Source organism: Anoxybacillus sp. B2M1 (assembly GCF_001634265.1).
Lineage (GTDB): Bacteria > Bacillota > Bacilli > Bacillales > Anoxybacillaceae > Anoxybacteroides > Anoxybacteroides rupiense.
The window spans coordinates 39,268-62,681 of the sequence record NZ_CP015435.1 but is presented as its reverse complement, the minus strand read 5'-3'; the positions used below and the strand labels follow the sequence as shown (position 1 = coordinate 62,681).

26 protein-coding genes, 1 pseudogene and 1 riboswitch are annotated in these 23,414 nt (G+C 43.6%); of the genes and pseudogenes, 3 read left to right on the top strand and 24 right to left on the bottom strand.

The window, feature by feature from the left end; genetic code table 11:
- Positions 1 to 294: 294 nt before the first annotated feature.
- The 5 genes from GFC28_RS00360 to GFC28_RS00340 form a co-directional block, all read right to left on the bottom strand.
- Positions 295 to 1,203, bottom strand: a complete 909-nt coding sequence (locus GFC28_RS00360) for a superoxide dismutase (RefSeq protein ID WP_044742187.1) — start codon at positions 1,201 to 1,203, stop codon at positions 295 to 297.
- A gap of 115 nt (positions 1,204 to 1,318) precedes the next feature.
- Positions 1,319 to 1,810 carry a YpuI family protein gene (locus GFC28_RS00355; protein ID WP_044742186.1) on the bottom strand — a complete coding sequence of 164 codons (492 nt, stop codon included), beginning with the start codon at positions 1,808 to 1,810 and terminating at the stop codon, positions 1,319 to 1,321.
- Positions 1,811 to 1,829: 19 nt separating this feature from the next.
- The gene (locus GFC28_RS00350) at positions 1,830 to 2,249 is read right to left on the bottom strand and encodes a hypothetical protein (protein WP_044742185.1); all 420 of its coding nucleotides are present in this window, start codon (positions 2,247 to 2,249) and stop codon (positions 1,830 to 1,832) included.
- A 361-nt stretch (positions 2,250 to 2,610) separates the two neighbouring features.
- Positions 2,611 to 3,192, bottom strand: coding sequence for an SMC-Scp complex subunit ScpB (gene scpB / locus GFC28_RS00345; RefSeq protein WP_044742184.1), 582 nt, complete (start codon positions 3,190 to 3,192; stop codon positions 2,611 to 2,613).
- On the bottom strand, positions 3,173 to 3,949 hold the full coding sequence (locus GFC28_RS00340; protein WP_044742183.1) for a segregation/condensation protein A: 777 nt from the start codon (positions 3,947 to 3,949) through the stop codon (positions 3,173 to 3,175). Before GFC28_RS00340 ends, scpB begins: the two co-directional genes overlap by 20 nt.
- A 251-nt stretch (positions 3,950 to 4,200) precedes the next feature.
- Here GFC28_RS00340 and GFC28_RS00335 point away from each other — a divergent pair, with 251 nt between their 5' ends.
- Positions 4,201 to 4,725: a DUF309 domain-containing protein gene (locus GFC28_RS00335; protein WP_369818752.1), complete on the top strand. Its 525-nt coding sequence runs from the start codon at positions 4,201 to 4,203 to the stop codon at positions 4,723 to 4,725.
- Positions 4,726 to 4,736: 11 nt separating this feature from the next.
- Here the strand turns inward: GFC28_RS00335 and GFC28_RS00330 are convergent, their stop codons facing one another.
- From GFC28_RS00330 to GFC28_RS00305, 6 genes are all read right to left on the bottom strand, one after another.
- Complete coding sequence (locus GFC28_RS00330; RefSeq protein WP_044742181.1) at positions 4,737 to 5,084, bottom strand: GNAT family N-acetyltransferase; 348 nt, start codon at positions 5,082 to 5,084, stop codon at positions 4,737 to 4,739.
- A 104-nt stretch (positions 5,085 to 5,188) separates the two neighbouring features.
- Positions 5,189 to 5,653 (bottom strand): 6,7-dimethyl-8-ribityllumazine synthase, encoded by a 465-nt coding sequence (gene ribH, locus GFC28_RS00325; protein ID WP_044742180.1) that lies wholly within the window; start codon positions 5,651 to 5,653, stop codon positions 5,189 to 5,191.
- A 51-nt stretch (positions 5,654 to 5,704) separates the two neighbouring features.
- On the bottom strand, positions 5,705 to 6,898 hold the full coding sequence (locus GFC28_RS00320) for a bifunctional 3,4-dihydroxy-2-butanone-4-phosphate synthase/GTP cyclohydrolase II (RefSeq protein ID WP_044742179.1): 1,194 nt from the start codon (positions 6,896 to 6,898) through the stop codon (positions 5,705 to 5,707).
- Positions 6,899 to 6,917: 19 nt separating this feature from the next.
- Positions 6,918 to 7,568, bottom strand: a complete 651-nt coding sequence (gene ribE, locus GFC28_RS00315; RefSeq protein WP_044742178.1) for a riboflavin synthase — start codon at positions 7,566 to 7,568, stop codon at positions 6,918 to 6,920.
- Between the two features lie 14 nt (positions 7,569 to 7,582).
- Positions 7,583 to 8,668 (bottom strand): bifunctional diaminohydroxyphosphoribosylaminopyrimidine deaminase/5-amino-6-(5-phosphoribosylamino)uracil reductase RibD, encoded by a 1,086-nt coding sequence (ribD, locus tag GFC28_RS00310; RefSeq protein ID WP_044742177.1) that lies wholly within the window; start codon positions 8,666 to 8,668, stop codon positions 7,583 to 7,585.
- A 288-nt stretch (positions 8,669 to 8,956) separates the two neighbouring features.
- Positions 8,957 to 9,092, bottom strand: a riboswitch (FMN riboswitch).
- 487 nt (positions 9,093 to 9,579) lie between these two features.
- Positions 9,580 to 10,017, bottom strand: a complete 438-nt coding sequence (locus GFC28_RS00305; protein ID WP_044742176.1) for a peptidylprolyl isomerase — start codon at positions 10,015 to 10,017, stop codon at positions 9,580 to 9,582.
- Positions 10,018 to 10,495: 478 nt separating this feature from the next.
- On the opposite strand from GFC28_RS00305, the gene GFC28_RS00300 reads away from it, so the two are divergent.
- A complete protein-coding gene (locus tag GFC28_RS00300; protein ID WP_044742175.1) occupies positions 10,496 to 11,383 on the top strand; it encodes a DUF1002 domain-containing protein in 888 nt (295 codons plus the stop codon).
- Between the two features lie 192 nt (positions 11,384 to 11,575).
- Here the strand turns inward: GFC28_RS00300 and lysA are convergent, their stop codons facing one another.
- The 12 genes from lysA to GFC28_RS00240 form a co-directional block, all read right to left on the bottom strand.
- Positions 11,576 to 12,895 carry a diaminopimelate decarboxylase gene (lysA, locus tag GFC28_RS00295; protein WP_044742174.1) on the bottom strand — a complete coding sequence of 440 codons (1,320 nt, stop codon included), beginning with the start codon at positions 12,893 to 12,895 and terminating at the stop codon, positions 11,576 to 11,578.
- 224 nt (positions 12,896 to 13,119) lie between these two features.
- Positions 13,120 to 14,595, bottom strand: coding sequence for a spore germination protein (locus tag GFC28_RS00290; RefSeq protein ID WP_044742173.1), 1,476 nt, complete (start codon positions 14,593 to 14,595; stop codon positions 13,120 to 13,122).
- Positions 14,558 to 15,151, bottom strand: a complete 594-nt coding sequence (locus tag GFC28_RS00285) for a stage V sporulation protein SpoVABEA (RefSeq protein WP_044742311.1) — start codon at positions 15,149 to 15,151, stop codon at positions 14,558 to 14,560. The genes GFC28_RS00290 and GFC28_RS00285 overlap by 38 nt, the downstream gene beginning before the upstream one ends.
- Before the next feature lie 5 nt (positions 15,152 to 15,156).
- A complete protein-coding gene (locus tag GFC28_RS00280; protein ID WP_044742172.1) occupies positions 15,157 to 15,507 on the bottom strand; it encodes a SpoVA/SpoVAEb family sporulation membrane protein in 351 nt (116 codons plus the stop codon).
- 3 nt (positions 15,508 to 15,510) lie between these two features.
- Positions 15,511 to 16,521, bottom strand: coding sequence for a stage V sporulation protein AD (spoVAD, locus tag GFC28_RS00275; RefSeq protein ID WP_044742171.1), 1,011 nt, complete (start codon positions 16,519 to 16,521; stop codon positions 15,511 to 15,513).
- A 17-nt stretch (positions 16,522 to 16,538) separates the two neighbouring features.
- Positions 16,539 to 16,973, bottom strand: coding sequence for a SpoVA/SpoVAEb family sporulation membrane protein (locus tag GFC28_RS00270; RefSeq protein ID WP_044742170.1), 435 nt, complete (start codon positions 16,971 to 16,973; stop codon positions 16,539 to 16,541).
- On the bottom strand, positions 16,970 to 17,404 hold the full coding sequence (locus GFC28_RS00265) for a stage V sporulation protein AB (RefSeq protein WP_044742169.1): 435 nt from the start codon (positions 17,402 to 17,404) through the stop codon (positions 16,970 to 16,972). The genes GFC28_RS00270 and GFC28_RS00265 overlap by 4 nt, the downstream gene beginning before the upstream one ends.
- Positions 17,391 to 18,014 carry a stage V sporulation protein AA gene (locus tag GFC28_RS00260; protein WP_044742168.1) on the bottom strand — a complete coding sequence of 208 codons (624 nt, stop codon included), beginning with the start codon at positions 18,012 to 18,014 and terminating at the stop codon, positions 17,391 to 17,393. Before GFC28_RS00260 ends, GFC28_RS00265 begins: the two co-directional genes overlap by 14 nt.
- A 119-nt stretch (positions 18,015 to 18,133) precedes the next feature.
- The gene (gene sigF, locus GFC28_RS00255; protein ID WP_044742167.1) at positions 18,134 to 18,886 is read right to left on the bottom strand and encodes an RNA polymerase sporulation sigma factor SigF; all 753 of its coding nucleotides are present in this window, start codon (positions 18,884 to 18,886) and stop codon (positions 18,134 to 18,136) included.
- 13 nt (positions 18,887 to 18,899) lie between these two features.
- The gene (gene spoIIAB, locus GFC28_RS00250; protein ID WP_044742166.1) at positions 18,900 to 19,340 is read right to left on the bottom strand and encodes an anti-sigma F factor; all 441 of its coding nucleotides are present in this window, start codon (positions 19,338 to 19,340) and stop codon (positions 18,900 to 18,902) included.
- A complete protein-coding gene (gene spoIIAA, locus GFC28_RS00245; protein ID WP_221212008.1) occupies positions 19,341 to 19,679 on the bottom strand; it encodes an anti-sigma F factor antagonist in 339 nt (112 codons plus the stop codon). It abuts the gene before it with no gap.
- Positions 19,680 to 19,826: 147 nt separating this feature from the next.
- Positions 19,827 to 21,002: a D-alanyl-D-alanine carboxypeptidase family protein gene (locus tag GFC28_RS00240; protein ID WP_044742164.1), complete on the bottom strand. Its 1,176-nt coding sequence runs from the start codon at positions 21,000 to 21,002 to the stop codon at positions 19,827 to 19,829.
- A gap of 304 nt (positions 21,003 to 21,306) precedes the next feature.
- Between GFC28_RS00240 and GFC28_RS19095 the strand changes: the two are divergent.
- Positions 21,307 to 21,839, top strand: a pseudogene (locus GFC28_RS19095) (transposase); the annotation flags it as partial.
- Positions 21,840 to 21,949: 110 nt separating this feature from the next.
- On the opposite strand, the gene GFC28_RS00225 reads toward GFC28_RS19095, so the two are convergent.
- On the bottom strand, positions 21,950 to 23,251 hold the full coding sequence (locus GFC28_RS00225) for a pyrimidine-nucleoside phosphorylase (protein WP_044746537.1): 1,302 nt from the start codon (positions 23,249 to 23,251) through the stop codon (positions 21,950 to 21,952).
- Positions 23,252 to 23,414 lie beyond the last annotated feature (163 nt).

Genomic DNA, 23,414 nt, shown 5'->3' with positions numbered 1-23,414 from the left:
TACAAGTGTATGCATCAGTTGAGCGGATATGCTTGGAAATGTCCAAGTCTCCGCAAAGATCACACATCATTGGCAAGGTGGGAAAACGGTCTAGAATCTTTGTCTGAAGATCCGATAGCCCAATCGAATGACAATCATGAGATGCTTGTCACCGTGCTTTTTACAGACACCATTCGTTCCATCTTTATAATAAAAAAGACGTCCCTTTCTTTTGGGACATCCTCCTCTTCGTATAGAATGAACCTCCCCCATCTTCCCTTCGTGTAGAGGTGGGAGGCTTCTCGATGGATGGTGTTAAAATGGCTTCCAACGTAGACGGCTCGCTTGAGCAAATCGCTCCTCGACATCGCGCCAGTTCACAATCTTCCAAAAGCTTTCAATATAGGCAGAACGGTCATTTTTATATTGCAGATAATAGGCGTGTTCCCAAACATCAAGCACAAGCAAAGGAATCGTATCCCATTGCGTCATGAATTGGTGCTTTTCTGTGTGTAAAATTTCTAAACGTCCAGGACGCGGCGCCCAAACAAGAATAGCCCATCCCACACCTTCGACGCTTTTGGCTGCTTCCGTAAAATGTCGCTTAAAGCGCTCCACACTTCCAAAATCCTCTTTTATTTGCTCAAGCAGCCTACCGTGTGGATTTCCGCCGCCATTAGGCGTCAAATTGTTCCAAAAAATCGTATGCAAATAATGTCCAGATCCATGAAATGCAGCCTCGCGCTCCCAATGCTTCAGCAAACCATATTGATTAGTTTCCCGCGCTTTTTGCATCATTTTTTCCGCTTGATTTAATCCGTCGACATAGCTTTGATGATGTTTTGTATGATGCAGGCGCATAATTTCTTCGGAAATATGGGGTTCAAGTGCATCATAGCGATAAGGAAGCGGCGGCAATTGATGCCTACCGATTGGGACACGCGCTTCTCTCTGTTCCTCCATCTCGTTTTCTCTATCGGCTACCGAATCCAGCGGTTGTTCTTGAATCAACCGCACGGTTTTTTCATAAAGCTGAGTAGCCATTCCTTGCAGCTCATACACTTCCACGTCTGTCCATTCCTCTTGCTCCTCCAAACGACTCCATAGTCTATTAAAATCGTAGTGAATATCGGGATCATCATGCCCCCTCCACCATGCTTCCAATTGCTTCGCCCATTCAGCCACCTGATCGATATATTCCCGAAGTTGAGCTTGTTTTTCCATGGCAACCTCCTCTTTTTTATTCGCCATTATCCTATGACGAATGAAAAAAAATGGTTCATCTCTCCCACAAAAAAACATCCGCTTTCCTTATTTTAGAAAGCGGATGATGTTCTCGCTATTTCGATTGAATCATTTTGGTTCGATAATCGGTTTCGTAAAATTCCAGCTCTTCGCGGATCGTTTGAAACGGGCCTTCAAGCGAAGCAATCAGCGCCTGAAAAGAAGGAGGAGGAACCTCCCGAAATTTAATCGAATTTCGTCCGGTATAAGCAGAGCGGCTATCTTCATACCACACATCGTTTTTCGGCGCAAAAAACTCAGTAATGCATGAATGATAAATGCGATACAGAATTTTTTCAGCTGCCGCTTTGCGAAATGGCTCATCATTCAACACCACTCGGCACGCTTCCAGCCCTTCCTCGCAATAAACAACGAGACGGCGCAAATTGGAAAGCAGCAGCTCATTATATGTTCGCTTTCCATCCTCCTGCTCCTTTAATAACCCCGTCAGCGTTGTTTCATTTAGATAGTGTGAAATGGTTTGAACCGTTTGTTCCAGAAACGTCTCGACCTGCTTGGTCTGACTTATGACAATGGAATTTCCCATATAAATAAAGACCCCCATTTTATGATGGTTGTTTTATAAACAAAAGCGGTGATGCAAGCTCATACTCTCCTTTTGTTTCTAAGCTGGCAAAAAGTTCAGGAAGCTTCTCATATTCCATTTGCGCAAAATAGCGACGAAACTCCGTTTCATCATTGATATAAACCCGCTTCCGATGACGAAAGTCCGGATTTTGCAGCAAACATACAAGCGCCACAATATCTTTAAAATAAACCTCACGCTCATGGACGGCAAAAATAGGGTTTTGTTCATATGGAGTCAATGATGAAAACCATTCATCAAAATAGCGCACATATAAAACATGCAACGTCCGCTCCACCCCATCTTCTACAAATGTCACCTCAGAGCGATTGAAAAAATCCTCCGATGTATTCGGCTGCGCTTTTTCTAATTCATACCCTTTGCAGCGGCGAATTCGCATGATCCATGCCTCCTTTATTTACAAATGCAGCTTTGCAGAACCGAAGGAAGGACTTTTGACACGGACAGCCATGGCAGCCCGTGAAGCCATTTGCGGTTCGACCACCAGCCGTCGAAATACGCCACCATCCTCTTGTTTATCCAAATGTTACATTACAGTTATCATGCAAATAGAGAAGATTGGATTCAAACTGTTGGCAAACGCGTTGATCCTATGTCACGAGTCTCATTCACCGGCGCTCTTTTTTAGGTGAATATTTATAAATAGGTTTGATAAGAAAAAAATCGACATGACTGGATGTTTCATTAACTGCGTCTATCATCTTATTTTTATTAAGTTTATCTTACCATAATTATTTTGATTATTTAAAAGTTTCTTCAAATTTTTCGAAGAATAAATCAGCCTCTCTCTCCGTTTCTTCCTCTTCATTCAATTCTGGAAGCGGCGGCAGTTCTTCAATCGTCTTTAATCCAAAATAATCAAGAAATTCCTTTGTTGTTCCATATAAAATCGGTCGCCCTGTTCCTTCCGCCCTTCCTATTTCCTTCACAAGTGCTTTCGCGATCAGCGTTTGCAGCGGTTTATCGCTTTTAACGCCGCGAATTTCTTCGATTTCTGCTCGCGTAATCGGCTGACGATAGGCGATAATCGCAAGAGTCTCAAGCGCTGCCTGTGATAAAGAGGAAGAGCCCGGTGCTTCGACAAGCTTCTTTAAATACGGGGCATGCTCTTTCTTCGTAGCAAGCTGATATACACCCGCAAGCTCAATTAATTGGATGCCGCGATCCGCTTTGCTGTAGTCGGCCTTCAGTTCATCAAGTACGCTGATCGCTTGCTCCTCTGAAATTTCAAGGACGATCGCGATTTGTTTCAACGATAGTCCCCCATCTCCAGCAGCAAATAACAATCCCTCGATAATGGCTTTATAGCCGTTCATTTCCATGATGTTCCATCCTTTCATTGCTCGCAATGAAAATGTCAGCAAAATTCCGTTCCTGTTCAATAATGATTAAATCTTTCTTCATAAGCTCTAAAATCGCTAAAAAGGTGACAACAATATGCTCACGGTCATAATACGGAAATAAATCAAAAAAGCTTTTCCGTGTCTTTGTTTTCTGCAATTCCCCCAAAATTTCCTCCATTCGCCGTTCAATGGGAATTTCCTGACGCGCCACTTTTGTATGGAGCGGCTTCTGCAACTTTTTCCGGCGTAAAAGCTTTGATAGAGCACCAAGCATGTCATAGACGGTAACATCAAGAGGCCGTTTTTCTATTTCCAGCTCTGATGCATAAGCACTCATATCACTTGGCGGTTTTGTAAATAAAAGAGAGCGATCTTCCTCTCTCTTTTTCAGCTCATGAGCCGCTTCTTTATATTTTTTGTATTCCAATAGACGGTGCATAAGCTCTTCGCGCGGATCTTCGGCTAAGTCGCTGATTTCTTCATCCAACAGTTCCTCTTCATGTTTAGGAAGCAGCATTTTACTTTTAATGGCCAGCAGCGTCGCTGCCATCACTAAATATTCACTTGCAATATCAAGCTGCAGCTCCTGCATAGCATGAATATATTCCATATATTGATCGGTGATTTCCGAAACCGGAATATTATAAATATCAATTTCATATCGGTTAATTAAATGCAACAACAGGTCAAGCGGACCTTCAAACGCATCAATTTTTACATTGTACTGCACATTCATCCCACCATTTATAATGACACTACCGTTAAGTATAGATGATAATTGCATGTTGTCCAAGCAAATTTTTCCCGATCCTATGATACAATATGATTAGAAGCAAGAAAGCAAGCTGGTGGCTCAATTCATCTAAGCGGCGCCGACTGCGAGAGCGAATAAAGCCCACCGTTGCCGTTTCGCTCATCCCTCTCTCTGTTTTTATTTGAGAAAGATATCATACCAAAAAACCATTTGGATTCGTCATAGAAAAGAAGGTGGCTATCTTGTACCCGGATGCATATATCGATTATTTGTTTCACTTTCATACAGACCGTGACTATTTTGAATGTCATGAAATATTAGAAGAGCATTGGAAGCAGGATCACAAACGACCCGTGTGGGTAGGGCTGATTCAAATAGCTGTAGCGCTTTATCATCATCGCCGCAATAACGTCCAAGGAGCAAAACGCATGATGAAAAAGGCAGCTTTGCTTCTTCATCGAGAAAAAGAAGCGGTGGAACAGCTTGGCATCCATTATGAACAGCTGGAGCAGCTTTTACAATGGTACATTCAACGGGTCGAACAAGGGGAAACATATCAAAGCATCAACTTGCCGATCGCTGATGAAGCACTGCTCGCCAAATGCTTGGAATATTGCCAAAAAAGAGGAGGAGCCTGGGGCAAAGAAAGCGATCTTCGCAATGAATTTTTGCTCCATAAGCATGCTTTGCGCGACCGCTCTGATGTGATCGCTTCCCGCATGCAAAGCAAGCAAAAAAAGAGACGGCCTAAACACTAGGCCGCCTCTTCCTACAGCTCACACTTGTCTAAAAATGCAGCTGTATACTCATTCGCCCTTAACTCGCGATCCGGATATAATTCTTTTAATGCCTTTACCATTTGCTTTCCGATCCCTTGATGACGATGCGAAGGGTTCACGCTAATATGCTGAATTTCCGCTACATGCTCACCCGATAATAAAATACCAATAATCCCAAGAATGTCTTCTTCCTTTTTCCATAAAAACAGCTGCCAGTCGTCGCTCGTCTCATATTGCTTAATTGTTTGCTGCAACTTTTTCAAGTCTTTTTCTGTCGGCATAAACGACAGAAGCCCCATCGCAATTTTTTCATAGTTTTTTCGATAACGAATTAACATAAAAAACCCCTCATTACTGGCGATACTTTTCTGCGACAGAAAAGCGCAAAAGCCGTTTTCTCATTACGTATTATAAACGCTATTTGCTCTCTTGTGAACTCTTTCTATGAAAAAGAGCGAAGCAGGTTCGCCATTTCAATCGCGCCTACAGCAGCTTCCCAGCCTTTATTGCCCGCTTTTGTTCCCGCTCTCTCAATCGCTTGCTCGATCGTATCGGTCGTTAAGACGCCAAAAATGACAGGTGTTCCGGTTGTTAAGGATGCGTGCGAAATTCCTTTAGCTACCTCATTGCATACGTAATCATAGTGGCTTGTTGCACCGCGAATCACCGTTCCAAGCGCAATGACTGCATCATACTGCTTAGATTCCGCCATTTTTTTCGCCACAAGCGGAATTTCAAAGGCTCCTGGCACCCAAGCAACGGCAACCTCATTTTCGTCGACACCATGCCGTTTAAGGCCATCTAGCGCCCCTGAAAGCAATTTGCTTGTGATAAATTCATTAAAACGAGAAACCACAATTCCGATCTTTAATCCTGTCCCAACTAAATTTCCTTCCATTACTTTCATCCAAATCTCCTCCTATTTTTTTCAATCATAATCAAAATGATGCTTAGTCCGTCAAAAATGAAGCATGTGCCCTAGCTTCTCATATTTCGTCTTTAAATATTTCTCATTTTCCTTTTTCGTTGGCAATTGCAATGGCACGCGCTCAACCACTTCTAAATCATATCCTTTCAATCCGGCGATTTTGCGCGGGTTGTTCGTAAGTAATCGCATTTTCGTTACGCCTAAATCTTTTAAAATTTGAGCGCCAATTCCGTAATCGCGCAAATCAGCTGGAAAGCCCAGCTTTTCATTCGCTTCAACCGTATCGTATCCTTGTTCCTGAAGCTTATAGGCGCGAAGTTTGTTCAATAAGCCGATTCCGCGTCCTTCTTGACGCATATACAATAAAATGCCTCTTCCTGCCTCTTCAATTTGCCGCAAAGCTGCATGAAGCTGTGGACCGCAATCGCAACGATATGAGCCGAATACATCTCCGGTTAAACATTCGGAATGAACGCGGACAAGTATTGGTTCATCGGGAATCACTTCCCCTTTGACAAGCGCGATATGCTCTTTTCCATCAACTGAGTTTGTGTAGCCGATCGCTTTAAACTCGCCAAATTCCGTCGGCAAGGTAATTTCTACTTCTCTTTTTACTAACTTCTCTTTTTTGTTGCGGTATTGAATTAAATCTTTAATCGTAATCATTTTCAAATCAAATTCATCGGCTATTTTTCGCAAATCCGGTACGCGGGCCATTTCCCCGTCTTCCTTAATGATTTCACAAATGACACCGACTGGCTTTGCCCCGCATAGACGAGCCAAATCAACTGCTGCTTCCGTATGTCCGGCGCGCCGCAAAACGCCTCCCTTTTTCGCCACAAGCGGAAAAATGTGGCCCGGTCGTTTAAAGTCGCTTGCTTTCGCATGTGGATTCAAAAGCTCCCGAATCGTTGTGGAACGCTCATATGCGCTAATTCCTGTTGTCGTTGATTTATGGTCGATGCTTACAGTAAAAGCCGTTCCGTGCGCATCTGTATTATGGTTAACCATCGGCACTAAATCCAACTTATCTGCCAGCTCTTCTGTGATTGGTACGCAGACAAGCCCACGTCCATATTTAATCATAAAGTTAATGACTTCAGGTGTCGCTTTTTCAGCTAATGCAACAAAATCCCCCTCATTTTCTCGATCCTCATCATCACAAACAATGATGACATTTCCTTGCATGAGCTCATAAATGGCTTCTTCGATCGTATCGAACATGTCGTCCCCACCTTTCCGTTCATTTATATCCATGCTCTTCTAAAAATTCAAGGGTAATCGCGCCCTGTTCCTTCGCTGCTTTGTTTCCTTCTACAAATTGCTTTACATATTTGCCAATGAGATCGCACTCAATATTGACGATATCGCCAACTTGCTTATCGCCCAATATCGTTTCGGCACGCGTATGCGGAATCAGCGAAATCGTAAATGTATCATCGGTCAATCCAAAAATCGTTAAGCTCGTCCCGTCAACAGCGACGGAACCTTTCAAAATCATATAGCTTCGCAGTTCTCTTGGAATTTTAATTTCATAATACACAGCGTTGGCAACCGGTTTCTTGTTGATAATCTCGCCCACTCCATCAACATGTCCGGATACAAAATGGCCGCCAAACCGTCCGCCTGCTCCCATCGCCCGCTCTAGATTGACTTTTGATCCTTTTGACAACACGCGCAATGAGGTGGCTCGAATGGTTTCTGGCATCACATCAACTGTAAAGGAACGAGCGGTAAATGATGTTACTGTTAAGCATACCCCATTAACCGCAATACTATCGCCCAATCGGACATCTTCAAGCACCTTTTCCGCGCGAATCGTAACCGTAATCGCTTCTCCTGAGTGATTCATTTGTTCAATCGTACCCATTTCTTCAATGATTCCGGTAAACATGATGTTCCACCTCTTTATTTTGGTATGGCAATGACCTTGATATCCGGTCCAACCATTTCAACGCGCTTAATTGCTAATTCAGCCGCTTCTGCCATGCGCAAAATCCCTGTGCCGCCAACCGGAGTAGGCGCTTCATGGCCGCCAATCAACTTCGGCGCAAAATAGGCAACAATTTCTTGAAAGGCTCGGCTGCGCACAAAGCTGTCGTGAATGCGTGACCCTCCTTCCACAAAGAGAGAAGTAATTTTATGCTCCCCTAGCATGCGCAACACCTCCCAAATGTCGATATGCGGCTGGTTCATTTGCATGACTCGCACATGCGATCTTTGGTATAAGGCCATGCGTTCGCTGGATACTTGACTGCCGACAACCATCCATGTTTCCGCTTCATCATTAGATATCACGTTTGCATGAAGCGGTGTGCGCAAGTCTGTATCGAGAATAATCCGAATCGGACTTTTCCCGCCTTCAGGTAATCTCGTCGTTAAATGAGGGTTATCAGCCATGATCGTATTAACCCCCACTAAAATCGCATCATTTGCGGCTCGATAGCGGTGCACATCCTCTCTCGCAGCTTCTGAAGTAATCCATTTGCTATCACCTGTTTTCGTCGCGATTTTTCCATCTAAGCTGCTTGCGTATTTTAATGTAACAAATGGAGTTTTTGTCGTGATATAGTGAAAAAAGACACGGTTTAATTCATCGGCCTCTTCTTTCAACGTACCGAGCACAACCTCAATTCCTGCCTGTTTTAGCCTTTCCATCCCCTTCCCAGCTACAAGCGGATTTGGATCCGTCGTAGCGATGACAACGCGCGCTACTTTTGCTTCCACTAGCAAATCTGCACATGGAGGCGTTTTTCCAAAATGGCTGCAAGGCTCAAGCGTAACATAAACTGTCGCACCAGCGGCTTTTTCCCCTGCCATGCGAATGGCATGAACCTCAGCATGCGGCTCTCCAGCTTTTAAGTGGGCGCCCAAACCAACGATTTCTCCATTTTTCACCACAACTGCCCCCACCGCTGGATTCGGAGAGGTTTGTCCGCTTCCTATTTTAGCCATTTCAAGCGCCAAACGCATATACCGTTCATCGCTCTGCATGTCCCATCCCTCCTTTTTTACCATAAAGAAAGCCCTAGGAATCGCATCTCCCAGGGCAGAAATATGTAAGAACCACAAACCGACATGTTTGTTTTGCATGCCAAAAAAGCTGCACATTTCATGAACAACACCGTTCTAAAACAGAGCCGGACATCAAACACGAATGTTTGTTCCGTTTTTTCAGTAAACACCTCCACTATGGGGAGCACTACATCTACCATCCACATTGACAGTGCAAGGAAAAACGGTTTTGGTGCTGCTCCGCTTACGGCAATGTGCTGCCTTTATGTGATCCTTCTCCCATCCAGACTATACTGTCGGCTCCGGAATCGCACCGGATCGTGCCTATTTCGGCTCGCGGGCTTAGAAACGCATCGGTTTCAATACCGCCGGTCGGGAATTACACCCTGCCCCGAAGGATACAAAACGATTATGTAATTTTTTATCATTATATCACAATCCAATCGTTTGTCTATGCTCACGCACTCACTTCGCTATGAATAACCAATAAATAAGCCCCCAAATCAAGCTGACACCGAGCAGAACAAAGAACAGGATCCAATTTTTCTTCATCGTTTCCTCATCCTTTCAAAAAAGCTCAACACCGTTCATCCTGTTAAGCTTCTATAAAAATTGCGCGTTCCCAGCAGCCTATTCCCCTGTCGTTCTAAGCAAAGCGGAAACACTTCACTCTCAAAAACCACTTTCCTTCCATATAAAGTTGTATTGGTGGTATCCAATACAATCAGGTTGGTTGCTCTTTTGCTGTATAAATATGAACAAACCGCAATTTGTACAAACCTACGATCCAAAAAGGGCAAGTCTATGACTTGCCTTGTTCACGCTAAGACAAATATTGAGGTATCCCTATCCTTATCGTGATGCCCAACTAATACTACGAGTAAAAACTTTTACTCTTCCCACACCTTAACTTCTTTCATTACATCGCCATTTTTCATCGCTTTGACCGCGTCCATTCCTGACGTCACTTGACCAAAAACGGTATGTACTCCATCTAAATGCGGCTGCGGCTCATGAACAATGAAAAATTGGCAGCTTCCTGTATCACGGCCGCGATGCGCCATCGAAATCGCTCCTTCTTTATGCTGATGAGGATTGTTGTCCGTTTCACACGGAATCGTATAGCCTGCATCGCCGGTTCCATTTCCGCGCGGACAACCGCCTTGGCTGACAAAGCCAGGGATGACGCGATGGAACGTTAAGCCATTATAAAACCCTTCATTTGCTAACTTTTCAAAGTTTGCCACTGTTTTTGGGGCTTCATTTGGAAATAATTCAAACTCAATTTTTGCACCGTTTTCCAGTAAAATATGACCCTTTTTTGCCATTTTCTCATTCTCCTTTCTTTCATACTCCCTTATCATACCATTGTTTGTTACACAAAAAAAGCAAGTCATTTTATCGGGCGTGTTGAGGATTCAATAAAAACCAACGGATCGTACTAGATTCCTCGCTTTTCTGCTGAAGCCGGCAAACCGATTTGCTTGCCGACTAGGGCATGCCCTTCTTGAACAAGGAGCGCTTTGTAAGCAAATGATGTTGTTCACTGACATTCCCTGTTCGAGAAAGAAGCAGAAAAACGAGTGTTAAGCCCGATCATTTTGCTTTCAAGTAAAATAATGGATAATTAACATTAGTGCTCTTTTATATAAAATACAACTAAAAGACAAAATGAACGAGCGCTATATTCATCCCGCTGTTCATAGAGCAAGTGGCATTTATACGCATCATTTCGCTTCTATCTTATTCCATTTGCATGTAGAATAGGAATGGTGGAAATAAAGAAAGAATAAGGAGGTTGCAAGAATGAAACGGACCTTGATAGGCTGTCTCATGGCGTCTTTGCTGCTTGCGTATCCGATAGCGGCAGCGGCGGATGCAGCAGAAGGCGATGTTATTATTACACTTGGAGAAAACTTAACCGACTCACAAAAGCAGCAAGTATTAAATGAAATGAACGCTCCGGAAAATGCTCAAACCATTACCGTGTCAAACACAGAAGAGCATAAATATCTGGATGGCCTAATTCCAAAAGCGCAAATTGGCACAAAAGCCATTTCATCATCTATGATTACAATTGGAGCGAATGGTTCCGGCCTTGATGTAGAAACGCATAATATTACTTGGGTCACAAAGGAAATGTATACAAACGCGCTTATCACGGCAGGTGTCAAGGATGCTAAAATTTATATTACAGCTCCTTTCCCTGTTTCAGGTACCGCAGCGCTAACCGGTTTAATGAAAGCGTACGAGCTTTCATCCGATAAAGTGATTCCTGACGATGTAAAAAAAGTGGCAAATGAAGAAATGGTAAAAACCGCCCAGCTGGGCAAATCGATTGGAAACGATCAAGCCGTTGCCCTTTTAACAAGAATTAAAGAAGAAATGGCCAAAAATCCGCCGCAAACCGACGCGGATTTGCGCTCCCTTATCGAAAAAGCGGCCAAGGATTTAGGAATTACGCTCACTCAGGATGAAATCAATAGTCTAATATCATTATTTAATAAAATGAAGAATCTCAACATTGACTGGAATCAGGTCAACGATCAACTTAGCAAAGCAAAAAACAAGATTTCCACCTTTTTGAACTCAGAAGAAGGAAAAACATTTATTCAGAATATCATTGATATTTTGAAAGAAATTTGGAATGCCATCAAATCCGTGTTTACTTCATCCAATCAGCAGCAACAATGACCAAAAGGTGCCCAAGCAGGGCACCTTTTGGCCGTTTCGCATATCCATACAATAGGCTTGTAGCTTAATCGGTCAATAGCTAATTACCGCTCTACACGTCTGATCGATTTTTTCTTTGTTTTATCACACGCTTTCATTTCAAGGAGTATGTGATATCCAATGTACCTTCATTGTGATATTCCTATAGCATGGTCATCTATTGACTTTCGCCCGTAATGGCACGTCTAAACGAACTAAGTCCTCATACGTTTCTCGGCAAACGACGAGCTGCGCCTCGCCGTTTTCAACAAAAACAACAGCCGGGCGAGGCAAGCGATTATAGTTATTGGCCATCGAATAGCCATATGCCCCGGTGCAAAATACAGCCAAATAATCACCTGCTTCTGTCTTTGGAAGCGGCAAGTCCCAGATCAGCATGTCACCTGATTCACAGCATTTTCCGGCAATCGCCACAACCTCTTGCTTCTCATCAAGAACTCGATTCGCCAACACTGCTTCATATTTTGCTTCATACAATGCTGGCCGAATATTGTCACTCATTCCCCCATCAACAGCCACATAATGACGCACATTAGGCACTTCTTTGCGCGAACCGATCGAATAAATCGTGGTTCCGGCATCACCGACAAGCGAACGGCCTGGCTCAATCCAAATTTCCGGCATAGCAATGCCCAGCTCTGCTGCCTGTTTTGCTGCTTCAGCAATAATATTTTCTACGTATTCCGCAGCCGGAAGCGGCGTATCTTCATTTGTATAGCGAATTCCAAAGCCGCCGCCAAGATTGACAACCTTCGGAACAAAATCATAGACCTCTTTCCAATCGGCGATTTTGTGGAAAATTTTTTGCGCCGCCAGCACAAAGCCTGTTGTTTCAAAAATTTGTGAACCAATATGACAATGAATCCCCAGCACGTGGAACGATGGAGAAGATAAGGCTTGCTTTAACGCGCGATCAGCCTGTCCATTGTTTAAGTCAAAGCCGAATTTAGAATCTTCCTGACCTGTCAAAATATAATCATGAGTATGCGCTTCAATTCCTGGTGTTACCCGAATTAAAACAGACGCCGTCATTCCTCTTTCTGCACAAATTTGTTCGAGTAGCTGCAATTCATAAAAATTATCTATTACAATACAGCCGACACCATGCGCCAACGCCATTTCCAGCTCTTGGCGGCTTTTATTATTCCCGTGGAAATGGATGCGCTCAGGAGGGAAATCCGCTTTTAGGGCTGTATATAGCTCTCCGCCAGACACTACATCAAGCGATAATCCTTCTTCCTCCACTAATTGAACCATAGCAACCGTCGAAAACGCTTTGCTAGCATACGCCACTTGCGCTTTTACCCCGTACTTTTCAAACGTTTCTTTAAACGCGCGGGCGCGCTGGCGAATTAACGCCACGTCATAAATATACAGCGGCGTTCCATATTCCTTTGCGAGATCAACAGTATCAACACCGCCAATTTCTAAATGTCCTTTGTCATTCACACGACTCGTTCCGTAAAAAAACATGCCGATCCCTCATTCCGAAAGATTAAATATTCAAAATCACAAATTTTTATGCGATCTGAAAGCAAAAAAGACAGTTAACAAATAGGGATTAACTGCCTTTTCTGCGGAAAAGATTACGTATAACGTACCATAAAATAAAAAAAGTTGCAATACAAATGTGAATAATCCGTTATTTTTATTGTTTCCTCATTCAGCAAAATCTTTCAGCAACCAAGAGACCCTCCTTACACGGGGCGTCTTTGCTGATTTTGCGGATGAACAATACTTGGTCGCACTTTTCCGCCCGCCAGTGAACGGCGAACAACAATTTGCATAAACGCAGCTGGATCAAACGGAATAAATGGCCACAAATACGGGGTGTTCAGCGAACGAATTCGAACTAACCAAATTAAATAAATGGTCGTTCCGATAATAAGCCCTGGCACTTTAAATATAGCCACTGCTAAAGCGAGCAGGAGACGGGCGATTTTATTAGCGATGCTTAATTCATAGCTTGGTGTAGCAAATGAGCCAATCGCAGCAATAGAGACATATAAAATGACTTCAGGCACAAACAAGCCGACATCAATCGCAATTTGCCCAATTAATACAGCCGCAATCAATCCCATAGCTGTTGATAACGAGGTCGGCGTATGAATAGCTGCCATTCGCAAAAATTCAATTCCGAAATCGGCAAGGAAAATTTGGACAATGGCTGGAATATTTGTGTGTTTATTTGGTCCGATAAATGCCATTTTGTCAGGCAACAAGGAAGGTTCTAGCACAAATAAAATCCAAAGCGGCAATAGAAAGATGGAGGCTAAAATGCCTAGAAACCGCACCCAGCGCACAAACGTTCCAACCGCAGGATTTTGCCGATACTCCTCGGCATGCTGCACATGATGAAAAAAGGTGGTCGGCGTAATAATCACGCTTGGTGAAGTGTCCACCATAATAATGACATGTCCTTCTAATAAATGAGTTGCGGCTACGTCAGGACGCTCCGTATATCGCACAAGGGGATATGGATTATATCCCTGCTTGACTAAAAATTCTTCAATCGTTTTGTCCGCCATTGTTAAACCATCAATTTTAATTTGTTGAATTTCTTTTTTTACAAGCTCAATCAATCCAGGATCCGCTACATCCTTAATATAAGCAATGCATACATCCGTTTTGGAACGTTCGCCTACTTGCATAATTTCAAAGCGCAACCGTTCGTCACGAATGCGGCGCCGCGTTAATGCCGTATTGACAATAATATTTTCAACATAGCCGTCGCGTGCTCCGCGTACGACTTTTTCCGTATCGGGCTCTTGCGGCTGACGGCCTGGATAACTGCGGACATCAACGACAAATCCGCTTGTTTCCCCTTCCATTAAAATGATGATAAGCCCTGACAACAATTGATTAATCGCATCATTCAAATCTTGAACGGGACTGACTTGCTGATGGACAAGACGATTAGCAAGAATTTGCTTCGCTCGAGCTTCTTGGCGCTCGTTATCATTAATTTGCACAATTTGTTTAAGCAGTTCAATTAAATATTGTGTATCACACAGGCCGTTACAATAATAAATGTGCACCTCTCTCGTTAGCACATAGACTTTGCGAATTCCTAAATCAAAGCTTGTTCCAATCCCGATTTTCTCTTTTAAATAGGCTTCATTATCCGTAAGCTTTTCAAAAATCGGGATGCTGTTTGTGTCTGCTGCCACCATTTTCACTCCTTTCTAAAAGAACCTCAACCGCTTTTTTTGTAATGGGCGAACCGTATTTAACGTGGTCGCGATAGCCCATCTTTCCGATATCACCGATACCAACGATAATCGGAATGGGTAGCTGCTCTAAGCAATAAACGGTATCACCATTGATACGCCCCAACTCCATTTCTTGGATTCCTTCTTTATCCACTCCGCGCTCTGTCAATTTTCCATTTCGATCAATGCTGACATGTACCTTTGTCCATTCATTCTGGTGAGTATTGGAGGCGACTGCAATAGCCCCCATCACCTCAATTTGTTTATGGGTCGCCACGTACTTTAGCGCCTGTTCGCCTGCGCCTTCACCGACTGCTCCACAATCATCAAACATCACAAATACAGGATCATACGGCGTCTGTAAAATAAGCTCCACGAGCTGTTCACCTGTCAGTTTTGATGGATTCCCCCGAGAGCGGCTAATGCAGCGGCCGCCAATTTCCTTCGCAATATGCTGAATCGTCCGCCATGCAAAATCATCGCCATCTGTTACAATAATGACCCGCCTTTTTTTCATCATCGTTATCCCCTTGGTTTGCAAATAAGGGCCGCGACAAATGATAGCGTAATGACAAATGAAAGCTCGAGACCAATATATTGGAACATGTTGGCCCCCATATTCATCCATCCTTGTCCAGCTTCATGGGACGCGATCCCTTTGGCAAGCAAATAGCCGAAGCCGCTCATTGGCAGCAAAGCGCCCGCGCCTGCGACCTCTACTAATTGGTCATATACACCAAGTGCTCCCAGCAGAGCACCGACGCTTACAAGTCCGGCAAGCATATGGATTTGCGATATATTGGCGCGATCCATCAGCCATTGAGCCGCCCCGCAGATCGCTCCACCCACTAAAAAGGCCATCCAATAGTCCATTTCTCATCCTCCTACCGATTCGATCACAACGCCGTGAGCAATCGCTGGAATCGATTGTTTTTGCTGAATCATAGTCTGACTTAATAACGCTCCTGTTGCGACAACAAATATTTTGCGAAACGTCCCCTTTTCCATTTCTCTTAATAAATGGCCATACGTAACAACCGCACAGCAGGCACACCCGCTTCCGCCGGCAAATTTTCTTTGATCCGGCCGGTAGATCATGAGCCCGCAATCGCTGTAACCATCCGTGATATCATAGCCTGCTTCCATCAATAATTCTTTGACAATCACACTGCCGATTCCTGATAGATCCCCTGTTACAATCAAGTCATAATCAGCGGGCGAACGATTTAAGTCCAAAAAGTGCTGCTCGATCGTGTGGGCAGCGGCCGGCGCCATCGCCGCTCCCATATCCATCGGATTTTTTAAGCCGGCATCGATCACTCTTCCAATGGTAGCCGCCGTCACTCGAAATCGGCCCTTTTGGCTGCCGATAAGCGCTGCCCCCGCTCCGGTTACTGTAAATGTTGCACTTTTCGGTTTTTGAATACCAAGCTCCGTTGGATAACGAAATTGCCGCTCCGCTGTCGCGTTGTGGCTGCTTGTTGCCACAAGCGCTTGTCTGGCAAAGCCCCCATCGACAAGAGCCGCCCCGACGGCCAGCGTTTCCATCGAAGTAGAGCACGCTCCAAACATGCATAAAAACGGAATCGGAAGCTCACGCGCTGTATAATTGGCTGTAACATTTTGATTTAATAAATCCCCAGCAAGAAACACATCAATTTCATTTGCTGTCACATTTCCTTTATTCATGCAAATAGTAATCGCTTCTTTCATCAGACGCCGCTCCGCAAGCTCCCATGTTTTTTCTCCGCAATACAAATCGCGATATCCTACATCAAATTGCTTTCCAAGGGGGCCGTCCGCTTCAAAAGGACCAACTGCCGTTCCTGTTGCCTGAATATATATATTGTTCTCAAATACCCATGTTTGTTTTCCAACAAGTCGCACAGAACTCCCCCTTTCATTTACACGATGTAATATATCACTCCTAAAATATAGGCAATGACCATTCCATAGACGATGACGACACCGCCGATTTTAAACATATGATTAGCGATTCCGCTAACCCATCCTTCTGTTCGATGCTCCATAGCCGCGCTCGCTAAAGAATTCGCAAAGCCGGTAAGCAACACGGTCGCGCCGGCACCAGCAAATTGGCTCAAAGCATCATATCGTCCCATGGCTGTCAGCAAAACAGCTAAGCCCATGACGGTTAACATCATTAAATGTTGAGCAGCATCTGATGAAAATCCCCAACTATTCATATATAACGCCCGCAGCCCCTCTGCGCCAGCACAAACCAAACCGCCGCTGATAAATGCTTGAAAGCTATTTGCTAAATAGGAAGGCTTAGGCTGAAATTTTCTGACAGCCTGCTGGTAATGATCGCGCAGTTTCATAATGACATCACCTCTGCAAAATACATCCAATAAAATAAAGAGCCAAACACTTTTCCGAAGACAAGGGCCATCATCAATAAAATAATTTTATCTACCATCCCGATCCGTTTGGCTAAAATAGGCCACACATTCAGCACCTCTGTCAGCGCTGCTGCCAACATCCCAATAAATACTCCGCTAAATAAGCCTAACGGAATGAGCCAATATTTAGAGATATCTAAAGCAGAAGAACGAAGGCTCATCCATCCGCCAGTTACTGCTCCAAAAACAGCACTCCATTCATAGGCATAAATCCATTTCATTGTTTTTGTTAATTGTGTCAGTCTTGGGATTACGCCGAGAACGGCCAAAAAAGCCACAAATCCTGTGCCTACCGCCAGTCCTCCCGCTAAGCCAATCACGATAACAGCAATCGCCTTAACGGTCGTCAATTTGCTTCATGCTTTCCTTATTTTCATGTAAAATCACATATTGATCGAGCGATTGCTGATAATTGAACATTTCGACTTCGAGAGGACTCGGTTCTTCGTTAATCCGCTTACGAAACACATGATTAAAAAAGATAATCATCCCTAATCCCAGACCAATCGAATAGGGAATCTGGAAGAGAAGAGGCTTGTCGGCTTTTTTCCCTGTAATGATCGTGTATAAATGCTGATGCGTTTCCTGCATACTCACATCTTCATGAAAATTAATAATCGCGATGGCCGAGCCAATAAAAAGCAGCAGCCAAACCGCTAAAAAATAGGCAAATGAAATCGTCCGTTTCGGATATACCACCTCTACAATCGTTTGAGCGGAGCCGATCGTTTGAATTTCTAATGAAGGATCAAAACGGACAATCGCGTCCACCACTTTCATTACATCGACAATGACAATATTTTTGTCGCTTCGTTGGATACGATATAAAGGAATTCGCTTTAATTGCTGAAGCATTTGCTTATCACTAGCAATGATTTGCGCCACATCTCCTACCAATATGACATCATCAGGTTTGACTTGAACACGGTGGCGCAATTTCACAAATACGGCTTTTTCCATTTGCCTCACACCCTCAACCTCATTAATTTCTTAATGAATAGTATGTTTGGACAAAAAAGGAATCATTCGGTTTGATGTCAATTACCATCAATTCTATAAAAAAGAAAAAGAATGGATGCTTACTCATCCATTCTTTGTTTCATTTGCTGTAAAATCTTCTTTTCCAGTCGTGATACTTGCACTTGAGAGATGCCTAATCTAGATGCCACTTCTGATTGCGTTTGGTCCTTGTAATAACGCAAATATACAATCAGCCGTTCTCGCTCATCCAGCTCTTCTATTGCTTTTTTTAACGCAATTTTATCGAACCACGAATCTTCATCTTGGTCAGCGATTTGATCAAGAAGAGTGATGGGATCGCCATCGTTTTCATAGACCGTTTCGTGAATGGACGCCGGGGATCGGCTTGCTTCTTGAGCAAGCACAACTTCTTCAGGTGAAATTTGTAAATATTCGGCAATTTCCGTTACGGTCGGCACACGCCCATGACGTTTGGATAATTCATCCTTCGCCTTGCGTATTTTATTGCCCGTTTCTTTGAGAGAACGGCTCACCTTCACGGTTCCATCATCTCGAATAAACCGCTGAATTTCGCCAATAATCATTGGCACTGCATAGGTTGAAAATTTAACATCATACGATAAATCAAATTTATCCACCGATTTGAGCAATCCGATACAGCCGATTTGAAATAAATCATCCGGCTCATAGCCGCGATTCAAAAAACGCTGGACAACAGACCAAACAAGCCGCATATTTTTTTGAATAATTTCATCACGCGCTGCTTGGTCGCCTTCTTGGCTGCGTCGAATCAGCTCTTTCATTGCCTGATCCTTAATTGGCGTCTGTTCTTGCTTGACATCGACATCCATAGGCATGTCTCCCTTAATTGCATAACGCTTTGCTTTTCGTAATATATTTCGTTAAATGAACAGTTGTCCCTTTGTTCACTTCCGAGTGAATCGAGATTTCATCCATGAAGTTTTCCATAATGGTAAACCCCATTCCCGATCGTTCTAATTCAGGTTTCGTTGTAAACAATGGCTGCCGCGCCTCTTCAATGTCCGCGATTCCTGCTCCTTCATCTCTGATTGTAATGCGGACAGCCCCCTCCTCTATCACGACAGAAATATAGACCATTCCGTTTGGATCATTGTTATACCCGTGAATAATCGCATTGGTCACCGCTTCTGACACAACCGTTTTGATTTCTGTCAGTTCATCCATTGTTGGATCAAGCTGAGCAACAAATGCGGCCACTGTTACACGGGCAAACGATTCATTTTGACTAAGTGCCGAAAATTGGAGGTGCATTTCGTTTCTCATTTACGCCACCCCCAATGTCTGTAATGCAAATTGTTCATCTTCTTCTAGACGGATAATTTTAAATAGCCCGGACATATCAAACAATCGTTTAACAGCTGGAGAAACAGAACAAACGATCATTTCTCCACCCAAATTTTTGATTTGCTTATAGCGCCCTAAAATAACGCCAAGTCCGGAGCTATCCATAAACATTAAATTCTCAAGATTAAATACAATATGATGAATATGTTCTTTTTCAAGAGTATCGGTCACTTTTTCCCGCAGCTCTTCCGCTGTATGATGGTCGAGCTCACCGGCAAGTCGAATGAGCAACACATCTTGTCTCACTTCAAAGTCCATCACTAGACTCACTGCACTTTCCCCCTTGTCATTTCAGATATGGAACTACTTCTCTAAAATGACGGGGAAGTCCTGCCGTTTGACAAAACTAGTGCGAATCCAAAAAAAGTAGAGCAAAATCTACAGAAATCGACGCTATTTGTTTATTTAAGCAGATTTGACAAACGAACTCAGCGTCCGCTTCCATAAATCCCACCAACTAGCTTCTTGGACAGATTGCTTAGCAACAAGCGGGCTCTCTAGAAGTTTTTTTCCATTCTGCTTTAAAACAAGCGTGCCAAGCTCTTCTCCTTTTTGAATCGGCGCCTTTACATTCTCCTTGAGCTTCACCACTTTCTGAATATCCTTAACATTAGCTCCCTTTTTCGTCAATACAGAAATCGGCTCTGCTGTCACCAGTTCAGCTTCCTTTTTCTTTCCTTTGCTGATCTTGACGTGGCTGATGACTTCATTGCGTTTATAAACAGGATGGGTTTGATATTGACTAAAGGCATAATCTAATAATTTGGTAATTTGTTCATTGCGTTCCTTTGGCGTCGGTGCTCCAAATATGACGGCAATCACACGCATACCATCTTTTTTGGCTGTGGCTGTTAAACAATATTTTGCATCCGCTGTGAAACCGGTCTTCACTCCATCCACTCCCGGATAAAATTTCACAAGACGGTTTGTATTCACAAGCCAAAATTTTTTGTCTGTATTTTCCCGTAAATAATCTTCATATTTTCCCGTATATTTCGTAACCTCATCATATTTTAATAGTTCCTTTGCCATCATCGCCATATCGTATGCGCTACTATAATGACCTTCCGCAGGCAAACCGGTGGCGTTTTTAAAGACGGTATCCTTAAGCCCCATCTGTTTTGCTTTTTTATTCATCATTTCTACGAAAGCTTTCTCGGAGCCAGCAATTCGTTCTGCCATCGCTACTGCTGCATCATTACCAGAACCAATCGCGATTCCGCGCATAAGCTCATCAACGGTCATTTCTTCACCAGGCTCTAAAAAAATTTGTGAGCCTCCCATTGATGCGGCATATTCGCTTGCTCGCACTTTTTCATTCCATTTGAGCTTTCCTTGATCGATTGCATCCATAATCAGCAGCATAGTCATAATTTTTGTCATGCTGGCAGGAGGCAACTTTTGGTGAACGTTTTTTTCATACAAGATGGTCCCTGTATCGCGTTCAATTAAAATAGCCGATTTTGCTTGACTGACGAGATCCGCATTTGGGCTCGCTTGTTTTTCAGCTGCTTGAACTCCTGTTGATATTGGTATCGTCCAACAAATCATGAGCAGCAAACCAATAATGGCTTTCTTCATCTCCCAACCCTCCATTCTTTATACATGCCATCTTTTCCAATTTTTATTTTTTTATACATGTGGAGAATGGTGAGAGAAGCTAATTTATGCGATCAGCCAAAAACGTCGGCTGTCATGATGGTTTCAAACCATGACTTTCGATCTACACAACTTGTTAAAACACGCTAGTCCGCAAACGAAAATGCTTAGATTTCATCATGTTGAAAAGCAAATCGATCACTGCTTGTCCCCAACAAAAGAGGGTCCCAAAAGTGTTCGCATAGCATTCGCTTTTGGAGTACTTTTTTGGATAAAGAGGAGAACTTACACGTATTGTGAGAAAAAGGAGATCGTCGCCCTGATCAAGTACAACACGTTGGATCGGGAATCAACGAAAGCGTGGGCGAAGGAGATCGGCTGAATCGAGGACATGACGTATGAGGAGGAGCTGGATGAATGGATTGGCGCCAAAGGGAAACGGTTGGTGTTTGTGTATGAACGGAAAGAAACGACGGACAACGGGTATGTTGCCGTCAAACGGACGTATCGTTGTATGGCTTGTGCCGGATACCCGTTTCAGGCAGCATGCGCCAAAGGCAAAAGCACGAAAACCATCCGCAATAACAACGGCAGGAGATCCGGGAACAGCTGTCCGCGGAAGAAGGAGCGGCGACGTACCGAAAACGATCAATCGAAAAGGAGCCGGTGTTTGGGCCCATCAAGCACAACCAGCAATTTCAGCGCTTTTGGTTAAGAGGGCTCCCAAAAATCACCTTGGAATGGGGGCTTATTTGTGCTGCTCACCATTTGGGAAAGTGGACGACCACAACCGATCCACCAAAGAAAAAAACAGGATAAAATTCAGAAATAAGGAGCCATTCCTGATTCAAAAAAGAAATAAATAATCAAGTAATAAAAAAGAGGCAGTCCCCAAAAGGTCGATTTAACGACCTTTTGAGACAGCCTCCTTATAAAATTTTGTCATAAATCAGCGTTGGCGCTTGAACAGGCTCTGGAGTAATTTTGATGTTTTCATATAACATGTTCTTGACTTCATCCACTTGTTCGCTATTGCTATAAATCGTCACAAGCGATTCCCCTTTATGAACAGCATCTCCGATTTTCTTGCGCAACACAAGTCCAACCGCCAAGTCGATGGACGATTCCTTTGTCGCCCGCCCAGCGCCAAGAAGCATTGCCGCTGTACCGACTGCATCGGCAACAATCTCTGTTACATAGCCATCTTCTTGCGCGATTAGCTCTATTTGATATTTCGCCTGCGGCAGTTTGGACGGATCATCGATGACAGACACATCTCCCCCTTGAGCAGCCAAGAACTTTTTAAATGTATTTAATGCAGAGCCGTCTTGTATGGCTTTTTCCAGCATGGCCCGCGCTTCTTCTAAAGACGCCGCTTTCTCTGCCAAATAGACCATATGGCTTCCGAGCACAAGGCAGAGCTCTTGCAGATCTTCCGGTCCTTCTCCTTTGAGCGTATCAATGGCTTCTTTCACTTCCAACGCGTTTCCAATTGCATAACCAAGAGGCTGGCTCATATCCGAAATAATAGCCATTGTTTTCCGGCCTACACGCTTTCCGATTTCCACCATCGCTTCAGCTAACGCTCTGGCATCCTCCAAATCTTTCATAAATGCTCCAGCCCCTGTTTTGACATCTAATACAATCGCATCGGCTCCTGCGGCAATTTTTTTGCTCATAATGGATGAAGCAATCAAAGGAATGCTGTTGACTGTTGCCGTTACATCTCGAAGCGCATAAAGCTTTTTATCAGCCGGAGTTAGATTGCCTGTTTGACCAATGACCGCAATTTTATTTTGGTTAACCAATTCGATAAATTGATCGTTATTCATTTCCACATGAAATCCTGGCACCGATTCTAATTTATCAATCGTGCCACCGGTATGGCCAAGCCCACGCCCCGACATTTTGGCTACCGGCACACCAACAGAAGCAACAAGAGGGCCTAATACGAGCGTAGTTGTATCGCCTACACCGCCTGTCGAATGTTTATCCACTTTTATTCCCTCTATTTTTGATAAATCAATCGTTTCTCCAGAATGAACCATTGCCAGTGTTAATGCGGCCGTTTCTTCTTCTGTCATTCCGCGAAAAAATACCGCCATCGCCCACGCACTCATTTGATAATCCGGAATGTCGCCATTGGTATATCCGTTCATGATAAATTGGATTTCTTCGTTCGTCAAAGACTGGCCATCTCGTTTTTTCGCAATTAAGTCTACCATTCTCATATAAAATCACCTTTTCATTGATTTTTTTCTCTATCAAATACAATCTAAAGAGGGGACGAATGGTCCTTGAAACATCGGCGGTTAAAGACAACTCCACTGGATTGTCTTTGCCACCTAAATGCGTGACAAAAATCCGAACGACGTTGTTTCCGATTCATTCATC